A 17,368-nucleotide genomic window follows, 5' to 3' on the forward strand; every position below is an offset into this window, starting at 1 on the left:
ATGACGCTGCTCGACTGCCTGCGAAAGTGGCTGGTGCGCGATGGCTCGGATGAGCCGGACGCGGAACAGCTTGCGCGTGAGGAGGCTTTTAAGGCCCATCTGAGGGAGCGTTGCGCGCGCTTCCGCCGCTTGCTGTCGTCCAACAAGACAGCCCTTGAGGCCATGAGCGATGTGGAGGAGCACCTCTCTGGCGCGCGGCCCTTTGGCATGGATTATGTGCATGCCGTGAGTACTCGCGCCGTAACGGCGGTTTTTCAGATGGTGCGCGACCTCAACGCGCTTTCAGATGAAGGCTACGAGCCTTTGCAGCAGGCTTTTGACCGCATTCGTGAGCAGATGCAGAATCTGCTCGAAGATCAGCCGCATCAGGACGGCCCCAATATCATGCCGCTTGGCGATATTCGCCTGCACCACATTACCCTTGTGGGCGGCAAGATGGCCAATCTGGGTGAAGTGGCGGCCCACGCGGGGCTGGACGTGCCTGATGGTTTTGCCGTGACGGTCAGCGCCTACTACCGTTTTATGGAATACAGCGGCCTGCACAGCGAGCTGAACCGCCGCATTCAGGCTACGGATATGCACAGCCTGGATGAAGTTTTCAGCCTTTCTGCGGCCTTGCAGCAGGCCGTGCTCAGTGCGCCCCTGCCGCCGGAGCTGGAGCAGGAAATTACCGAGGCCGTGGCCGTCATGCAGCGCCGGGCCGGACCGGGCCTTGCCCTTGCCCTGCGCAGCAGCGCCGTGGGCGAAGATTCGCTTGGTGTCTCCTTTGCCGGGCAGTACCGCTCCGAGCTTAACGTGCCGCCGGAAGAAGCCTGCGAAGTCTGGAAAGAAATTATCGCCAGCAAGTATGCCGTGACGGCCATGAGCTATCGGTATCAGCACGGTATCCCTGACGATGCTGCGCCCATGTGCGTGGGTGTGCTTGCCATGGTGCCCGCTGCCGCTGGCGGCGTGGCCTACAGCCGTGATCCTGTGGCTGCCGCGCGCGGGCAGGAGCAGGTGCTGCTCAATGCCGTGCCGGGCCTGCCTCAGGCCGTGGTGGACGGCGCAGTTACCCCTGATGTCTTTATTTTTACCCGCACCAATCCGCCGCAGCCTATAAGCAAGACTCTTGCAGGGCTTGCTGGCGTGCCAGCCAGCCTTACGGATGCGCAGGCCGCAGACCTTGCACAGGTTGCGCTGGCGCTGGAAGAATACTACGCCGAACCGCAGGATGTGGAATGGGCGCTTGATTCCCGCAACGGCCGCATTGTGGTGCTGCAAAGCCGCCCCCTGCACGAGGCGGATGCCGCCACGGAAAACCGCGGCGATGTTGCGGACGGCGCAGCGGTGGGATCGGGCGAGTGTAAAATCCTGGCGGAAAATCTGCCCGAAGGCCTTTCCATGCTGGCCTGCGGGGGCGTTGCCGTAAGCCCCGGCGTGGGCATGGGGCCTGTGTTTGTTGCCCGCAAGGAAGCGGACATGCTTTCCTTCCCCAAGGGCGGCATTCTGGTAGTCGAACGGGCCTTGCCCCGCTGGGCCCCCCTGCTTTCCCGCGCATCTGGCATGGTCAGCGAGACGGGCGGCATGGCGGGCCATCTGGCCTCTGTGGCGCGCGAATACCGCCTGCCAGCCGTGTTCAGCCTGCCCAAGGCCTGCAGCCTGCTGGATAACGCCGGAGACGCCACTCTGGATGCCGTGCGCTGCGCCGTATTCGCGGGGCTGAATCCCGAGCTTGCCGCCCATGTGTCGGAGCCGCCCAATCTCATGGAAGGCAGCCCTGTGCATCAGCGGCTTGAGGCCCTGGCGACCCTGATAGTTCCCCTGCATCTGCTGGACCCGGAATCACCGGAATTTGCGCCGGAACATTGCCAGACTCTGCACGACATCACCCGCTTTTGCCACGAAAAATCCGTGCAGCTCATGTTCGAGGAAGGCTCGGACGTAAACCAGCGCATGGGCAAGCAGCTCAAGGCCGGGGTCAAGCTTCAGTACTGGATTGTGGACATGGGCGGCGGTTTCAGGCGGCATGTGGGCGGCGCGGTGGTGGATATCGCCGATATAGCGAGTACGCCCATGCTGGCCCTGTGGGACGGCATGGTGGCCGTGCCCTGGGCCGGGCCGCCTGCGGCAAGCGCCTCTGGCTTCATGAGTGTGATGATTGAAAGTACCATGAATCCGGATCTGGAAAGCACAGCGCCCAATGCCATGTCCAACAAAAACTTTTTTATCATTTCTGATAATTACATGATTTTGCAGGCACGCTACGGCTACCATTTTTGCACGGTTGAAAGTCTGGCTGGCGCAAATAATCATGAAAATTTTGTGAGCTTCCAGTTCAAGGGCGGTGCCGCTGACCGCCAGCGCCGCCGTCTGCGCGCCCGAATGGTTGCCGACCTGCTGGAGGCGCACGGTTTCCGCGCTGATGTGAAGGACGATTCGCTCTTTGCCGTGGCGGAAAACTTCCCCGCTGCCGATATTCTGCAAAAAACCCGCATGATCGGCTATCTGCTCATCCATACCCGACAGGTGGACATGATTATGCTGGAGCAGGAGCGTGCCGCGTCCCTCAGGGAAAAACTGGGCGGCGACATGGCCTCGTTGCTCGACAGGCCTTTACCGGCGGGCGATTAGAGGTTTTTTCAGCACACGTTCACGGTGCTACCTTCCAGAGAAACCTGTACGCTGGCTATGCCTTTGCGCCGAGTGCGGCGCGGGGGCACCCCTTTATCTTCCTTGCCATTACATTCCTAGCTGTTTACTACAAAAAACAGGCGACTGCGCTGGACTATCCGGCGGGTTGCGCCTCTGTTTGTCCTAAGTTTTTCGTATTCTGGAGTAGAGTTCATGAGCAGACCAAGAATTTTTGTTCCGCGTACGGTGGTGCCCGAGGCGCTTGAATCGCTGCAAACCCGCTGTGATGTGGAGATGGGCCCCGGCGGCGGTTTACCGCACGAAAAGCTGGTTGAAGCGGTACGCGGATGCGATGGCGTTCTTTCGCCGGTGGTGGCCTTGCCCGCGGATGTCATTGATGCCATGGCCCCGACCTGCAAGGTTATTTCCTGCTTTGGCGTTGGTTTTGATCATGTGGATATAGCCGCTGCCACCCGCAACGGCATATGGGTGACGCACAATCCCGGCTTTGTCACCGATGACACAGCTGATATGGCCTTTGCACTCATGCTCGGCGTGGCGCGTAAACTGCGCGCTTGCGACACCTTTGTGCGTAGCGGAGAAAGGCCCTGGCCCATGACGGTCAACCTGGGCCTGCGCGTTTCTGGCAAAACACTGGGCCTCGTGGGCAGCGGGCGTATTGCGCAAGCCGTGGCAGCCCGGGCCGCAGGCTTTGGCATGTCGCTGCTCTACACCGCGCGTCACCGTAACGAGAATTTTGAGGCCAGTACGGGCGCGCGCTATGTCAGCAAGGATGATCTGCTGCGGCTGTCCGACTTTGTCAGCCTGCACATGCCGCTGACGCTGGAAACGGAAAAATATATCGGCAGCAGGGAGCTTGAACTCATGCAGCCTCATGCCATCCTTATCAATACAGCGCGTGGCAAGGTTGTGGACGAGGCCGCGCTTGCCAGCGCCCTGAAAAACGGCGTGATAGCCGGGGCCGGGCTGGATGTGTTTGAAAACGAACCGCTGGTGCTTCCTGTTCTCTGCGATCTGCCCAATGTGTTAATGACACCGCACAAGGGGGCGGCGACCATGGACGGATTCAGAAACATGGGGCGCAGCAGTGCGGAAAAGATTTTTGCAGCCCTGGACGGCAAGCTGCCCGCCAACTGCCTCAACCCCGAAGCACGGCAAGTATCAAACTGATTTATTTTGAAATTTGTTGAGGGTAGGGCGCTAAGACAACGGCATTACCCGCGCGGGCAAGCCGCAGCCTACTCCTGTTTTTTGTTGCGCCGACTTTGTCAGCGCAACAAAAAGGCTCCCGCTTTCGCGGGAGCCTTTTTCATTCTTCAAACGTATGAGCTGTTGGGCTGGCTTAGTACATGCCGCCCATGCCACCCATGCCGCCCATGCCACCCATGTCGGGCATGGCAGGAGCAGCGCCCTTGGGTTCGGGCTTTTCAGCAATGGCGCATTCGGTGGTCAGCAGCAGGGCGGCCACGGAAGCGGCGTTCTGCAGGGCCGTGCGAGTAACCTTTTTGGGGTCGATAACGCCAGCCTTGATGAGGTCTTCGTATTCGCCGGTGGCGGCGTTGAAGCCGAAGCCGTCCTTGCCCAGGCGAACCTTTTCGACCACGATGGAGCCTTCAAAGCCGGCATTGTGGGCGATCTGGCGCAGGGGTTCTTCAATGGAACGGCGGATGATGTTCACGCCAGCAAGTTCGTCGTCATCGGCGGGCTTGATGTCGTTCAGCACCTTGGAAACGCGGATCAGCGCAGTGCCGCCGCCAGGCACGATGCCTTCTTCAACGGCAGCGCGGGTGGCGTTCAGGGCGTCTTCAACGCGGTCTTTCTTTTCCTTCATTTCCACTTCGGTAGCAGCGCCAACGTGCACAACGGCCACGCCGCCCACGAGCTTGGCCAGACGTTCCTGGAGCTTTTCGCGGTCGTAGTCGGAGGTGCTGTCTTCGATCTGGGCGCGAATCTGCTTCACGCGGGCCTTGATGTCGTCGCCCTTGCCAGCGCCGTCAACGATGGTGGTGTTTTCCTTGTCGATGACAACGCGCTTGGCGGTGCCAAGTTCGGCAAGGGTCATACTTTCAAGCTTGGAGCCGGTGTCGTCAGAAGCCACCTGGCCGCCGGTCAGCACGGCGATATCCTGAAGCATGGCCTTGCGGCGGTCGCCGAAGCCGGGGGCCTTCACAGCCACAACCTGCAGGGCGCCGCGCAGCTTGTTGACCACCAGGGTGGCAAGGGCTTCGCCTTCCACGTCTTCAGCGATGATCATGAGCGGACGGTTCACCTTGGCAACCTGCTCAAGCACGGGCAGCATGTCTTTCATGCTGGAGATTTTCTTCTCGGTGCAGAGGATGTAAGGATTGTCCATTTCGCAGACCATCTTTTCGGTGTTGGTCACGAAATAGGGGGAGAGGTAGCCGCGGTCAAAGCGCATGCCTTCCACCACGTCCATGGTGGTTTCCAGACCCTTGGCTTCCTCAACTGTGATCACGCCTTCCTTGCCCACTTTGGACATGGCTTCGGCGATGATGTTGCCGATAGTGGCATCGGAGTTGGCGGAAATGGTGCCGATCTGGGCAATTTCCTTCTGGTCGCGGGTGGGCTTGGCCAGATTGGCAAGCTCGGCGATCAGGGCTTCAACGGCTTTGTCCACGCCGCGCTTGATGGCCATGGGGTTGCGGCCAGCGGCCACAAGCTTGGTTCCTTCGCGGTAGATGGCCTGGGCCAGGATGGTGGCGGTGGTGGTACCATCGCCAGCGGCGTCAGAGGTCTTGGAGGCCACTTCCTTGACGAGCTGGGCGCCCATGTTTTCGAACTTGTCGGTCAGTTCGATTTCCTTGGCCACGGTCACGCCGTCCTTGGTGATGACGGGAGCGCCGAAGGACTTTTCAATGGCAACATTGCGGCCCTTGGGGCCGAGGGTCACTTTAACGGCATTGGCGAGCTTGTCGACGCCACGGGCAAGTTTTTCACGGGCTTTAACGTCAAAAAGAATTTCTTTAGCGGACATTGGAAATTTTCCTCCTGAAATATAATTCGGCAGCAGTGGGAGTTAGTCGATAATGGCGAGAATGTCTTCTTCGCGCATCACAAGGTGATCAACGCCGTCCAGCTTGACTTCGGTGCCAGCATACTTGTTGAACAGCACCATGTCGCCCGCTTTCACAGCCAGAGCGACGCGTTCGCCATTTTCCCCAGCCTTGCCGGGACCGGCAGCAACAACCTGACCCTTGGAAGGCTTTTCCTTGGCCGTATCAGGGATAAACAGGCCACCGGCGGTCTTTTCTTCGGATTCAAGGCGTTTGACCAGCACACGGTCGTTAAGGGGCTTCAGCTTCATGACGTCAAATCCTCCCGGAAATGATATTATTATTGTCCATCTAGGACGCAGCAGCGGCCGCATCGCAGTGGCCGCGCTGGAAATATTGCGCGTTATGAACCGAAGCCAGTTACACTTCGCTTCAGTTCCGCACCGGCATAGAAATAAGACGCGCTCGGAGCTTGAAAAGGGGTTTGGACTGATTTTTTTACTTTTTTTGCAAAAAAAATAAAAAATCAAACAAATCAAGCATGTTGAAATTGACCCCGCTCCGGATGCCTTTTTCTCTGCGGCGTAACCGCGCTCAATACTTTGGGCAAGGAGCACTACCGGAGGCAGGGCGTGCCGTCAAGCTCGACTTGCCCGGAAGCCGGGTCCTTTGCTTGCCTTGGCCCGTGCCGAATCAGCACAGGCAGGGGCATGCGCCCAGTTTTGACCGCGCCTCGCGGCGAAGTTCCTTCACATAGGCCCTGTTGTTTTGCAGATAAAAGGCCAGTGCGCGGGCAAAATCTTTTTTCAGCAGGCCCTCAAGAATGAGGGTGCTGATTTCCCGTTCAAGCGAGAGCAGGGCTTGCATGCCAATGACAATGCGCCGTTCCTCCTGCGGCAGGGCGCACAGCTTGCGCCAGAATACCTCCCGGGCGCGGGGCTGATAATACCACATGTACATCATGTCCAGGAGGTGCGTTACAGTTTGCCGGGCTGCTGCCCGGTCTTTTCCGTACAGTATGCGCCAGTATTCCGCAGGGTCTTGCAGCATTGTCTCAAGGTCTTTGCTGGGGAACAGCAGTTCCTGTCGCGTCAGGCTTTTGTATATCTGCGTAAACTTGCTGTCGTAATCGCATTGCCGCATGCGCAGATACATGTTGCGGTCGGCAAAACCTTCGATGATGGATGCCACCATGTCGGACGAGCACTTGGAAACAATGGCCGCGCAGTTCTGCATCAGGCTTATGGGATCAGGCAGGTGCATTGCGGTAAAGCAGAGCAGCAACCCTTGACCCATGAGCATGGACAGCGGAATGGAAAGGGCGCTGCGAAAGAGATTGCCGACTATGGCTTCCTTGGGCAGGCCCCGGTAAATGTTGTGCCCTGAAATATAGGCGCTGTTGATCATGGCTATGACAGTATAGACCGCAAGCGCATTGTCCTGCACCGTCAGGCCCATGAAGTCCTGCAAGAGCCACAGGCGCACGACAACTTCAAGCAATGGTACGGATATGCCGGTGTAGAACAGCGAATCGGCCATGCGGCTCCAGCTCACATAGCGTTTCCACGGCACAAGCACAGAACGGGTAAAGGCCCCGCCGCCCACAACAGCCTGCCCCACGTTGCGCACCGCTGTAATGGCAAACCAAATGAGCGCGCCAAACCACGTGAGCACCCACCAGCCGTCCACGTAGCTGAAGGCCCATTGCGCGGGCAAAAAACCAGCCAGGATTTTGAGAACATTGACAATGTCGCTGTTCATGTATTCGGGCGACCAGAAGGGGATTTCCCCTTTTTCCGGGCCGGGAGTCTGCTGCATTTCGCGGTTCACGCCCTTGGCGTCAACACCGCCCAGGGTCACAAGGTTGCCGTCATGCCCCACGCTGGTGGTATTTTTTTCAAGGCCCCAGCCGCGCACCCGGTGGCAGCCCAGATTGCCAAGGCCGGGAATGCGCCTGAGCAGGCGCTGCCACAAGGGTTGCGGCTGCGTTGGTTCATGGTAGTGCGTGAAGCGGTAAATATCCGTATGCACGGGCAGGGTGAGCCGCAGGGCGTTATCTTCGTTGCGCAGGGCAGCACGAGCCTTGGGGGGCAGGGTTTCCACAAACACAAGCCCCATGCCGTGGGTGTGGTGCGAGCGGCTGGTGGAATCCGTGCCGATGCGCGAACCCAGCGGCGAAAGCGCATAAAATTCCTGCAACTGCGGAATATGACCCAGAATCTCCTGAAACAGGGGCATGCGCGGGGAATCCTTGGGCTCCTTGCTGATAATGCTGCGGATGACCTGCTTGAGTCGCGGGGTGCTGCCCTCGTTGACGGCCCTTTGCAGGGTATTGATTTCTTCCACATGGGCAAGCTGACCGGCAGTCCACTCGCGCAGGTTGAAAAGCTCAAGGTGGGTAATGCGCCCACGGCCCAGCCACAGCAGTTCCAGCACGTCCTGTTCCGTCAGCCCGGCAAGATTAAGCACAATCTGGCAGGGATGCAGCGGATAGATGTTTTCCAGCAGAAATTCCGGCGACTGCTGCAAAATAGCGGGCAAATCCTTGTGCGGCTTGTAGGGGAATACGATCTCCGGGTTGGCCTCCGGGCCGAGCCAGTCTTCGCGCAGCATGTCGGGCACCATGTCGGTCAGTTCCGTCAGGCTTTCGCGCAGCTTGGCGGCACGGGTGGGATTGGTTTCTTCAGCCAGAGCCTCGTGCAAGCGTTCGCCGCGCAACTGCCGCATGGGCTCAAGCTGATGATAAATAAATTCGGCAAGATGCAGCGAGGACGGCTGCTTTTGACCCACATAGGCAAGAAAAGTCTCTTCCTTGATGGGGGCAGGCGCGGGCATATCCCAGCGGGCAGCCAGCGAGGCGGCGTGCCTTTCGTTCCAAGCCCGCAGGAGCTTGAGCACGTAGGCGCGCATCCAGTCGTTGACGGGCGCGTACTTGCGCAGCGCGTCTGTGATGTCCTTGCGGTGCAGCAGGTTGTCAAAAGCCCTGGATGTTTCGGTATTGAGCGGCGACCATGTAAATTCCACCAGTTTGTCGCGGAACGTGGCCTTGAACTCAATGCCTATGCGCACTGTAATGTCCATGATGCGCGCAGCGCGCAGCAGTTCCTGAGCCGCCTCCGGGTCAACGGTATTGTAGTAGATCACCGTCAAAAAGCGGATGCCCTTGATCCACGCATCCATGACCAGATGGGTGGGGTTTTTGCGTCCCTTGGTATTGGCGTCGTGCACGTGGTGGTCAAAGGCGTGCTGGTTCCATTCCTCCGGCATTTCAAGCAGGTGGTATTTGCGCAGCAATGCCCGCACAATGCGCGGCGTACCGCGCACTGCCTGATGAAATTCGTGCGCGAGGGGCAACTGGTGGCTGGCATCGTTATGCGAGCGCACGAGGTCTTTCATGATCTGCACCAGCACGCGCGCTGTATTGTTTTGCAGCGAAGAATGCGTGGAGTACAGAACCTCGTCGTGCAAGCGGCGCAGAGCCTGCAATCTCTCGCTGGGGCCGCCAGCCTCCAGGCTTTCCAGCAGCACGATGACGGCGCTGGCAAGGCGCAGGCCGTGCGAGGAGGTCATTTCAATGATGCCGTGAGGGTGCAGGCCCGGTTCGGGCTGGCGCAGGGCGTGATCCTGGGCGCGGGCGTCCACAAAGGCGTTCACCATCTGGATGAGCTTGTGGTCCTGCCTGTCGAACAGCAATGAAGAAAACTTCCGGTGCGCGCGTTCGCGTCCATCGGTTGAGGAACCGTTGGTAGTGGTACTTGTAGAACTGAGCATGTATAATGTCGGGAAAAAGTGCTTAAAGATATTTGCAGCGGCTGCATGCCCTGCAAGCTGACCATATATGCTTATGATGCAGTGCAAGTGCGCGAAAGTCCAGCGTCATGTTTCTGCCGTCGGGCATGCGCTCAACTGCATTGATAAAAAGGCCATACTGCCGTTAAATGGCAAAAAGCAGTCTTCTGCGCGGATGGCCGCTCCAACCAGTTACCCCGGAGGATGTATGTACCAGCAAACCAACGATCTGGCCGGAGGGCATGTGTTCGCCTCGGCCCAGGAAATGATGGACTGGCTTGAAAAGGCCATGACTGACAATATCCAGAATAATAAGGATCAATACCGGTTTGAGGCTGATCCCTACGCCTATGTGGTCAACTATGCCGCTGCCGCCGGGCTTGAACTTGACGATGCGCAACTGGGCGACATGCAGCGGCATGTGGCGCAGTGGGCAGAGCAGCACTTTGCCGAGAATATGACGGAAGAATAGCTGTCTTTTCTTTTACTGCTGGCTGCTGCGGTGATTGCAATGCAAAGCGTTGGAGATGACCAAAAAATTCACGTGCTTTGCACTGATATTTGCCGACAGCAGTCAGCAATGTTTCGTTGATTGCATATTTCAAACCGTTACTGAAAACTTATGGTGCAGGTTGTATTGATATGTCAGATTGCATTATTTCAGAATGTTACGTAAAACCTTACACATTAAATGTAATTGTTTTGCTGCGGTTATAAAAATTTTATGTGCAATGGTTGCATTTTTAGTTGCCAAGAGCGCATAAATTGATGAAGGTGCTGGAGGTACTTTTTTACGACAAACGCAAGGGAATATGGCTTGTGAGTATGGTTTTTTGTATATGAATTCACTGTTCGGACTGCTCAGAACGCAAATTGAAGAACGTCCAACTCGAGCAATATTTTTGCTTTGGTCTTTGTCACTTCCTGTTGCTGCATTATTTTCACTGCTTGTAGCGTTGCACTGGCGTTCAGAACGTTTGACAGTTGCAATTGATGAAGCAGAGTATTCTCTGTCGCAGCGTGTTCAGCGCGTTGCTGAAATGGCTGACCTTAAATTTGATACGATAAAAAAGCTTACCGGACTTCTGGCTACAGACTCACGCATTATTGCCGCTCTGAGGGGAGATGGGGATTTTGCGGAATGCACCCGCTACCTTCAGAGTGTGGGGGACACGCTCCGGCTGCACCGTGCGTTCCTGCTTGATAAAAACGGCGTGTGCGTTGCTTCCAACGATGCCGGAATGCCCAAAAATCTCCTTGGCGTTAACCTTGCCGACCGTGATTATTTTATCCGCGCCATGGCTGGCGAAAGTTCCGTGCAGTTTGTTGTAGGGCGGGTTTCAACAATTCCCGGTTTTCATTTTTCTGCGCCTGTCAGCGGGCCTGACGGCTACCTTGGCGTGGCTGTGCTCAAGGTTGATACGGAGACACTTGCGCAGCAGCTTTATCTGCCCACGGGTTTTGTTACGGACAAGGCGGGCGTGGTGGTGCTCTCCGATTCACCGGGGAACATGCTGCGCGTAGTGCCTGGCGAGAGCGCCGCCTTGCTTGCCCCGGCCAAGAGCCTGCTCCGCTATCAGCGCGAAAGTCTTGAACCCGTGTATCTGCGCAAAGTGGATGTGGACGGCTACGATGCCTGGGAGCTTAGCCCCGGTGGCCCGCCCTACCTGTGCAAGACTGTCCGCATAAGCAAGGAGGGGCTCAGCGTGTACGGCTTTGAGGGCCTTGCCCCTCTGCTGGCCGACATTGCGGAAAGCTTCCGCATGCATCTTGCCACCACATTTATTTTTTTTGTGCTTGGTTTTGCGGTCATAATAGGTACCACAGTGAACCTGCTGCGCGACAGATATCTGCGCAACACCTTGCAAAAACTTAATGATACCTTGCGGGTTCAGGCGCAGCATGATTCCCTGACCGGGCTGCTCAACCGCAGGATGTTTGATGAAATGGCCGAAGCGTGGTTTGCACAGACATTGCGGCTTGGCGTGCCTTTTTCGCTGGTGCTGTTTGACATCGACCATTTCAAGCGGCTGAATGATGCATTTGGGCATCAGGCTGGCGACCATGTCCTGCGCGAAATCGCCAGATGTGTGAGTATCCGCCTGTCCCGCCGGGGCGACAGGGTTTTTCGCATCGGAGGGGAGGAATTTGCCGTGCTGGCCAGCGCGTCAGAGGAGCGGCAGATTGTTTCCCTCATGGAAAAGATCCGAAAAACAGTGGAGGATATGCGCCTCCAGCATCCCGATGGGGCAGACAAGGTTGTAACCATCTCTCTTGGCGGCTTACTGGTGCGTGACTGTTGCGACATGTCGTTTGACGAAGCGTTCAAGCGAGCGGACGAAGCGTTGTACAGCGCCAAGGCTCAGGGGCGCAACCGAAGCGTATTGGCAGGCAGTTGCCGCGCTGAGGGGAGTGCGGGCTGTTTGATACGTCCTCATTCCTGACATTGCGCGTTTATGCGCTCTCCATTACGCAGCTTTTCGTGCTCAAATTTCCAGCTTTGCGCTGATAATCCATTCAGTTGCGATCATGCGGGTCGCAAGGCGGCAATATCCTTTTTTAACGCATTGACTTTGAATTTCAATTTCATATAATTATGCCTGTTGCCCTCAACCGGGCCGCACTGTTTACCGCCGCAAAGGCATATCAGGAGAACAGGTAGCATGTATAACCGATTTGGAACAACGCAGGAAATGATGATCCAGACCGTTCAGGAAAATGGAACGGAGGCTGTGCTGGCAATCGACAGCAGGGGCCTGTATCTGACCTCCGCCCAGTTTGTGGGACGCCCCATTGCCGACCACAACCGCTATAGCGGTGTGCGCAACGAGGTGCCGCAGAGGCTTGCCGCCCTGGGGCTGGATGTGGATGCCCTGCTGGCCGCAAACCAGCACCGCATTCAGGTGGAGACCGTCTCCGCCAAGAAGGTCAACCCCCTCAAGGCCTCCAAGCGTGGTTCCAAGGGCTAGGCTGGGGGCAGCCAAGTCTGCAACTTCCATACTCCAGAGCAGGATGTGGCTGAAAATGCCCACCTGCTCCGGGTGACGCCACAGGCCGCGATTTTATGGTTGTATACCATCGCCCGTTGTTGACACGGCTGCCCGTACAAGGCTCCGTTCAACAGCGGGCGCTGCTGTTTCAATCTCGCCGGAATTTCCTTTATCGCGCAAGCGTTGGAGGGCGGATCGGCAGAGGGGAGGAGGCATTGCCCAAGCGTCCACGCCTTGCGCCCTGTGTACTTTTTCCGTAGGCTTTATTCATGTCGAAAACACGTGAAATTTATATATGCTCTTCTTGTGGCTCACAAACCATGCAGTGGCGTGGACAATGCCCCAACTGCCATGAGTGGAATACGCTCCAGGCGACAGTGCAGCCCAAATCCGCTCCCGGCGGCAACAGGCCCCGCGCTGCTACGGATTCCTCCAGCCGCCCCATTGCCTTGCGGGATGTGGAAGATGCCGGGCATGCGCCCTACGGCAGCGGCCTGAAAGCCCTTGACCGCGTGCTGGGCAAGGGCCTTGTGCCCGGTGCGGCCATTCTTGTGGGCGGCGAGCCGGGCATCGGCAAATCAACCCTGCTGCTCCAGGTGGCCGGGCTTGTGGCAGCGCAGGGCAGACGCGTGCTCTATGCCAGTGGGGAGGAATCCCTGCCGCAGATCAAGGGCCGGGCCGAGCGGCTCGGCATGCTGGATCATAACCTCATGGCCATTGCCACCTCCCGCGTGGAAGATGTGCTCGGAGCGGCCAATGCCGCGCCGCCAGCCCTGCTGGTGGTGGATTCGGTGCAGACCCTCACAAGCCTAGAGGCCGATGGCCTGCCGGGCAACGTCAGTCAGGTGCGGGCCGTGGCAACAACATTGCTCGAGGCCTGCCGCCGCCTGTCCTGCACCCTGATTCTGGTAGGGCATGTGACCAAGGACGGCGTGCTGGCTGGCCCCCGCCTGCTGGAACACATGGTGGACACCGTTATTTCGCTTGAGGGCGACCGCCGCCAGATGTTCCGCCTGTTGCGCGTGTTCAAAAACCGCTTTGGCCCCAATGAGGAACTGCTGGTCTTTCGCATGGAAGCCTCGGGCATGCAGATTGTGGACGATCCCTCCACGTTTTTTCTGGGCCAGCGCGATCCTTCGTTATCCGGCACTGCCGTGGTTATGGCCGTGGATGGGCAGCGCCCGCTGGCAGTGGAGGTGCAGGCCCTTGTTTCCCGCACATTTTTGAGTATCCCGCGCCGCGCCGCCCTTGGTTTTGACGTGGCCCGCCTGCATTTGCTGCTGGCCGTGCTGGAAAAAAGGCTCAAGCTCAACTTTGGTCAGGTGGATATTTACGCCAAGGTAGGCGGCGGCATGAAGCTGAGCGAGCCGGGGCTTGATCTGGCGCTGGTGGCTGCGGTGCTTTCGTCGTATTATGATGTCCCGCTGCCGGAAAAGAGCGTGCTGTGGGGCGAGGTGGATCTCAACGGACAGGTGCGGCCAGTATCCGCGCAGGATTTGCGCCTCACGCAGGCGCGGCGGCTGGGCTTTGACCCCATTGTCCAACCGGCTGTGGAGCAGGGCGGCATCAGCACCATAGCCGCCTTGCAGCAAAAACTGTTTCATCGCAAGTAAAGGCGGCAGTCATGGGCCTTGAGATTGAACGCAAATATCTGCATGTGAATCTGCAAACCCTGCGTCAGGCGCTTGTGGACAACGGGGCGCACTGCCTTGGCGCGCATTTTGAGTGCAACTGGGTGTTTGACACTGCTCAGGGAGCGCTGGTCACAGGCGGCAAACTGCTGCGTTTGCGCAGTCAGGAATGGCAGGACAAAACGCGCCACCTGATCACGCTCAAGTTGCCCGCCATGGAAGACGGCGGTTTCAAGGTGCGCGAGGAGCGCGAAACGGAAGTTGTCGATGGCGCGGCCTTGCGGGGTATTCTGGAAGGGCTGGGCTATACGGTGGCGGCCCGGTACGAAAAAGTTCGCGAACCATGGCGCATGGACACCGTGGAAGTGGAGCTGGACGCGCTGCCCTTTGCCCAGGTGGTTGAGCTGGAAGGCCGGGCGCAGGATATTGCCAGGGTCGAGAAGCGTCTGAACCTTGACAATGCAGAAATAAGCATCAAAAGTTATCATGAGCTGCATCAGGAATGGTTGCGGCAAAACAACAAGCCGAAACAGCTTTCCTTTGTGTTTGACGAAGCGCAGAGGGCGCACTGGCGCACAGTGCTGGGCCTGACCGACAAGGCCGATGTCAACACGGATTCATCGCGGCAGAGCTGAAACGTCTTGGGAGCCATGCATGTCTTTTATCCCCGACAATCAAACCAGCGGCGACAGCCGCGTAATCGTGGAAAAAAAACTCAAGGAACCGGATCGCTACCGGGTACTCCTGCACAATGACGACTATACAAGCATGGAGTTTGTGGTGTCGGTATTGTGCGGCATTTTCCACAAAACCGCCGAAGAAGCCACGGCCATCATGCTGGCGGTACACCAGCGCGGGGTAGGCCAGTGCGGCATATACACCCTTGAAATAGCTGAGGCCAAGGTTCGGCGTGTGCACAACACGGCGCGGGCGGCAGGGTATCCCCTTAAATGCACCATGGAAAAAATCCATTGAGATAAGCCTATGTTGAGTAAAAATGTTCAGTTGGTCATTCGGGACGCCCTCATGGAAGCCCACCGGCGACGGCATGATCTGTTGACTGTGGAGCATGTGCTCTTTGCGCTGACCAACAGCATGAAGGGGCGCATCATTCTTGAGGGCAGCGGGGCAAGTGTGCCCGTGCTGCGCGAGCAGCTTGAGGAATTTTTCAACAAGGAACTGGAAACCGTTTCCCTGGCGGAAAAGCACGAAGTCTCGCAGACGGACAGTGTGCAGCGTGTGCTTGAACGCGCGCTGGAGCATATCCGCTCCTCCGGGCGCGATGCTGTGGAGCTTGGCGACCTGCTCATTTCCATCATGGATGAGGAAGAAAGCTACGCACACTTCTATCTGCGCAAACAGGGCGTTGAGCGGCTGGACGTGCTGACCTTTATTTCGCACGGGCTTGACGAAGGCGCTGGCTCGCGCGGAGTGGAAGCCGGGGCCGAAGCCGGAGACGGCGAAGCCAAGGCCGACCCTCTGGCCCAGTACACTGTTGAGCTTACGGCCCGCGCCAAGGAAGGCAAGATTGACCCCCTCGTGGGCCGCACTGCGGAGCTTGACCGCGCGGTTGAGGTTCTGTGCCGCCGCCGCAAGAATAATCCCCTGTTTGTGGGCGACCCCGGCGTTGGCAAAACCGCTTTGGCCGAGGGCCTTGCCCTGCGCATTGTGGAAGGCAACGTGCCTGAAATGTTTGCCAAAACAAAGCTCTACGCCCTTGATATGGGCCTTCTGCTGGCGGGCACGCGCTACCGGGGCGACTTTGAAGGCCGCCTCAAGGCAGTGGTGCAAAAGCTTAAGGAGCAGCCCGACTGCATCCTGTTTATTGACGAAATCCACACCATCGTGGGCGCAGGTTCCACCTCTGGCGGCTCGCTTGACGCGTCCAACCTGCTCAAGCCCGTGCTCGCCAATGGCGAAATCCGCTGCATTGGTTCCACCACCTACGAGGAATACCGCAACCATTTTGAAAAAGACCGCGCGCTGGCCCGCCGGTTTCAGCGCATTGATCTTACCGAGCCGACCACAGAAGAATGCCTTGGCATTCTTGAAGGGCTTGAGCCGCGCTATGCGCAGTATCACCACGTGCGTTACAGCCCTGCGGCCCTCAAGGCCATGGTGGATCTTACCTCGCGGCATGTGCGCGACCGTCTGCTGCCCGACAAGGCCATTGACGTGCTGGATGAAACTGGCGCGGCCGTGCGGCTTGGCCGTGGCGTAACGCCTACCGGAAAGCCTGCCAAAAAGAGCGGCAAGGATGCCCCGCTGGTCAGCGTGGCCGATGTGGAGCGCATTGTGGCCCGCATGGCGGGCATACCCGTGCGCACAGTTTCCGGCAAGGAACGCAACAAGCTGGCAACGCTTGAAAAAGACCTCAAGAGCCTTGTGTTCGGGCAGGAAAAAGCCATTGAGCTGACCGTGCGCGCTATCCTGCGCGCCCGCGCCGGGCTTGGGCAGGAGCAGCGCCCCGCAGGCGCATTCCTGTTCTACGGGCCTACGGGCGTGGGCAAAACGGAAGTGGCCCGGAGCCTTGCCAAACTCATGGGCGTGGAATTTTTGCGCTACGACATGAGCGAATACATGGAAAAGCATTCTGTTTCGCGGCTCATCGGCGCGCCTCCAGGCTATGTGGGCTTTGATCAGGGCGGGCTCATGACAGAGGCCGTGCGCAAGGCCCCGTATTCCGTGGTGCTGCTGGACGAAGTGGAAAAAGCCCACCCGGATATCTTCAACGTGCTGCTCCAGGTGATGGATTACGCCACGCTGACGGACAACACCGGGCGCAAGACGGACTTTTCGCACGTTATCCTTATCATGACCTCCAATGCCGGAGCCTTTGAAATGTCGCGGCCCGCCATGGGTTTTGGTGGCACGGCCCCGCAGGATGCGGCGCACAAGGGCCTCAAGGCTGTGGAAAATACCTTCAGCCCTGAATTCCGCAACCGGCTGGACGCTCTGGTTCCCTTTGGCAGCCTCACAGAACCCATGATGCTGCGCATTGTGGACAAGTTTGTGGGCGAAATCCGCACCAGCCTCGAACAGCGCGGCGTAACGCTTACACTTATGGAAACCGCCCGCAAGTGGCTGGCCCGCAAGGGCTTTGATCCCTCCATGGGCGCACGGCCCCTGCGCCGCCTGCTGCGCACGGAGCTGGAAGACCGGCTGGCGCACGAGCTGCTGTTCGGCTCGCTCAAGAAGGGCGGCACCGCAAAACTGACGGTCAAGGGCGAGGAACTGGCCCTTGAACATGAGGGCAGCGCGGCAAAAGGCCGCAAGCCGATGCCTGTAGACGCCTGATTATATGCACAAA

General features: G+C 58.2%; 12 protein-coding genes. 9 read left to right on the forward strand and 3 right to left on the reverse strand.

Annotated features, from left to right (window positions below; genetic code table 11):
- Both G449_RS0110270 and G449_RS0110275 read left to right on the forward strand, forming a co-directional pair.
- Complete coding sequence (locus G449_RS0110270) at window positions 1-2,613, forward strand: PEP/pyruvate-binding domain-containing protein (RefSeq protein WP_022659225.1); 2,613 nt, start codon at window positions 1-3, stop codon at window positions 2,611-2,613.
- Window positions 2,614-2,826: 213 nt separating this feature from the next.
- Window positions 2,827-3,804: a 2-hydroxyacid dehydrogenase gene (locus tag G449_RS0110275; protein WP_022659226.1), complete on the forward strand. Its 978-nt coding sequence runs from the start codon at window positions 2,827-2,829 to the stop codon at window positions 3,802-3,804.
- 172 nt (window positions 3,805-3,976) lie between these two features.
- Here the strand turns inward: G449_RS0110275 and groL are convergent, their stop codons facing one another.
- The 3 genes from groL to G449_RS0110290 all read right to left on the reverse strand — a co-directional run bounded on the left by groL (window position 3,977) and on the right by G449_RS0110290 (window position 9,419).
- The gene (gene groL, locus G449_RS0110280) at window positions 3,977-5,629 is read right to left on the reverse strand and encodes a chaperonin GroEL (protein ID WP_022659227.1); all 1,653 of its coding nucleotides are present in this window, start codon (window positions 5,627-5,629) and stop codon (window positions 3,977-3,979) included.
- Between the two features lie 42 nt (window positions 5,630-5,671).
- Complete coding sequence (groES, locus tag G449_RS0110285; RefSeq protein ID WP_022659228.1) at window positions 5,672-5,959, reverse strand: co-chaperone GroES; 288 nt, start codon at window positions 5,957-5,959, stop codon at window positions 5,672-5,674.
- A 382-nt stretch (window positions 5,960-6,341) separates the two neighbouring features.
- On the reverse strand, window positions 6,342-9,419 hold the full coding sequence (locus G449_RS0110290) for a hypothetical protein (RefSeq protein ID WP_022659229.1): 3,078 nt from the start codon (window positions 9,417-9,419) through the stop codon (window positions 6,342-6,344).
- Between the two features lie 226 nt (window positions 9,420-9,645).
- Between G449_RS0110290 and G449_RS0110295 the strand changes: the two genes are divergently transcribed.
- The 7 genes from G449_RS0110295 (at window position 9,646) to clpA (ending at window position 17,355) form a co-directional block, all read left to right on the forward strand.
- Window positions 9,646-9,909, forward strand: a complete 264-nt coding sequence (locus G449_RS0110295; RefSeq protein WP_022659230.1) for a hypothetical protein — start codon at window positions 9,646-9,648, stop codon at window positions 9,907-9,909.
- A 568-nt stretch (window positions 9,910-10,477) separates the two neighbouring features.
- On the forward strand, window positions 10,478-11,881 hold the full coding sequence (locus tag G449_RS0110300) for a sensor domain-containing diguanylate cyclase (RefSeq protein ID WP_159060467.1): 1,404 nt from the start codon (window positions 10,478-10,480) through the stop codon (window positions 11,879-11,881).
- Between the two features lie 219 nt (window positions 11,882-12,100).
- Window positions 12,101-12,406: a hypothetical protein gene (locus G449_RS0110305; RefSeq protein WP_022659232.1), complete on the forward strand. Its 306-nt coding sequence runs from the start codon at window positions 12,101-12,103 to the stop codon at window positions 12,404-12,406.
- A 290-nt stretch (window positions 12,407-12,696) separates the two neighbouring features.
- Window positions 12,697-14,040: a DNA repair protein RadA gene (radA, locus tag G449_RS0110310; protein ID WP_022659233.1), complete on the forward strand. Its 1,344-nt coding sequence runs from the start codon at window positions 12,697-12,699 to the stop codon at window positions 14,038-14,040.
- 11 nt (window positions 14,041-14,051) lie between these two features.
- Entirely contained in the window at window positions 14,052-14,693 is a 642-nt protein-coding gene (locus G449_RS16805) for a class IV adenylate cyclase (protein ID WP_022659234.1), read from the forward strand.
- A gap of 19 nt (window positions 14,694-14,712) precedes the next feature.
- A complete protein-coding gene (gene clpS / locus G449_RS0110320) occupies window positions 14,713-15,033 on the forward strand; it encodes an ATP-dependent Clp protease adapter ClpS (protein ID WP_022659235.1) in 321 nt (106 codons plus the stop codon).
- Between the two features lie 9 nt (window positions 15,034-15,042).
- On the forward strand, window positions 15,043-17,355 hold the full coding sequence (gene clpA / locus G449_RS16810) for an ATP-dependent Clp protease ATP-binding subunit ClpA (RefSeq protein WP_022659236.1): 2,313 nt from the start codon (window positions 15,043-15,045) through the stop codon (window positions 17,353-17,355).
- The last annotated feature ends 13 nt before the right edge of the window (window positions 17,356-17,368 follow it).

It is taken from the genome of Desulfovibrio desulfuricans DSM 642 (assembly GCF_000420465.1).
GTDB classification, from domain to species: Bacteria; Desulfobacterota; Desulfovibrionia; order Desulfovibrionales; family Desulfovibrionaceae; genus Desulfovibrio; species Desulfovibrio desulfuricans.

Excerpts from the sequence above, each read along its gene's own strand:
- G449_RS0110270 (WP_022659225.1), top strand. The coding sequence starts at position 1 with ATGACGCTGCTCGACTGCCTGCGAAAGTGGCTGGTGCGCGATGGCTCG.
- G449_RS0110275 (WP_022659226.1), top strand. The coding sequence starts at position 2,827 with ATGAGCAGACCAAGAATTTTTGTTCCGCGTACGGTGGTGCCCGAGGCG.
- groL (WP_022659227.1), bottom strand. The coding sequence starts at position 5,629 with ATGTCCGCTAAAGAAATTCTTTTTGACGTTAAAGCCCGTGAAAAACTT.
- groES (WP_022659228.1), bottom strand. The coding sequence starts at position 5,959 with ATGAAGCTGAAGCCCCTTAACGACCGTGTGCTGGTCAAACGCCTTGAA.
- G449_RS0110290 (WP_022659229.1), bottom strand. The coding sequence starts at position 9,419 with ATGCTCAGTTCTACAAGTACCACTACCAACGGTTCCTCAACCGATGGA.
- G449_RS0110295 (WP_022659230.1), top strand. The coding sequence starts at position 9,646 with ATGTACCAGCAAACCAACGATCTGGCCGGAGGGCATGTGTTCGCCTCG.
- G449_RS0110300 (WP_159060467.1), top strand. The coding sequence starts at position 10,478 with ATGGCTGACCTTAAATTTGATACGATAAAAAAGCTTACCGGACTTCTG.
- G449_RS0110305 (WP_022659232.1), top strand. The coding sequence starts at position 12,101 with ATGTATAACCGATTTGGAACAACGCAGGAAATGATGATCCAGACCGTT.
- radA (WP_022659233.1), top strand. The coding sequence starts at position 12,697 with ATGTCGAAAACACGTGAAATTTATATATGCTCTTCTTGTGGCTCACAA.
- G449_RS16805 (WP_022659234.1), top strand. The coding sequence starts at position 14,052 with ATGGGCCTTGAGATTGAACGCAAATATCTGCATGTGAATCTGCAAACC.
- clpS (WP_022659235.1), top strand. The coding sequence starts at position 14,713 with ATGTCTTTTATCCCCGACAATCAAACCAGCGGCGACAGCCGCGTAATC.
- clpA (WP_022659236.1), top strand. The coding sequence starts at position 15,043 with ATGTTGAGTAAAAATGTTCAGTTGGTCATTCGGGACGCCCTCATGGAA.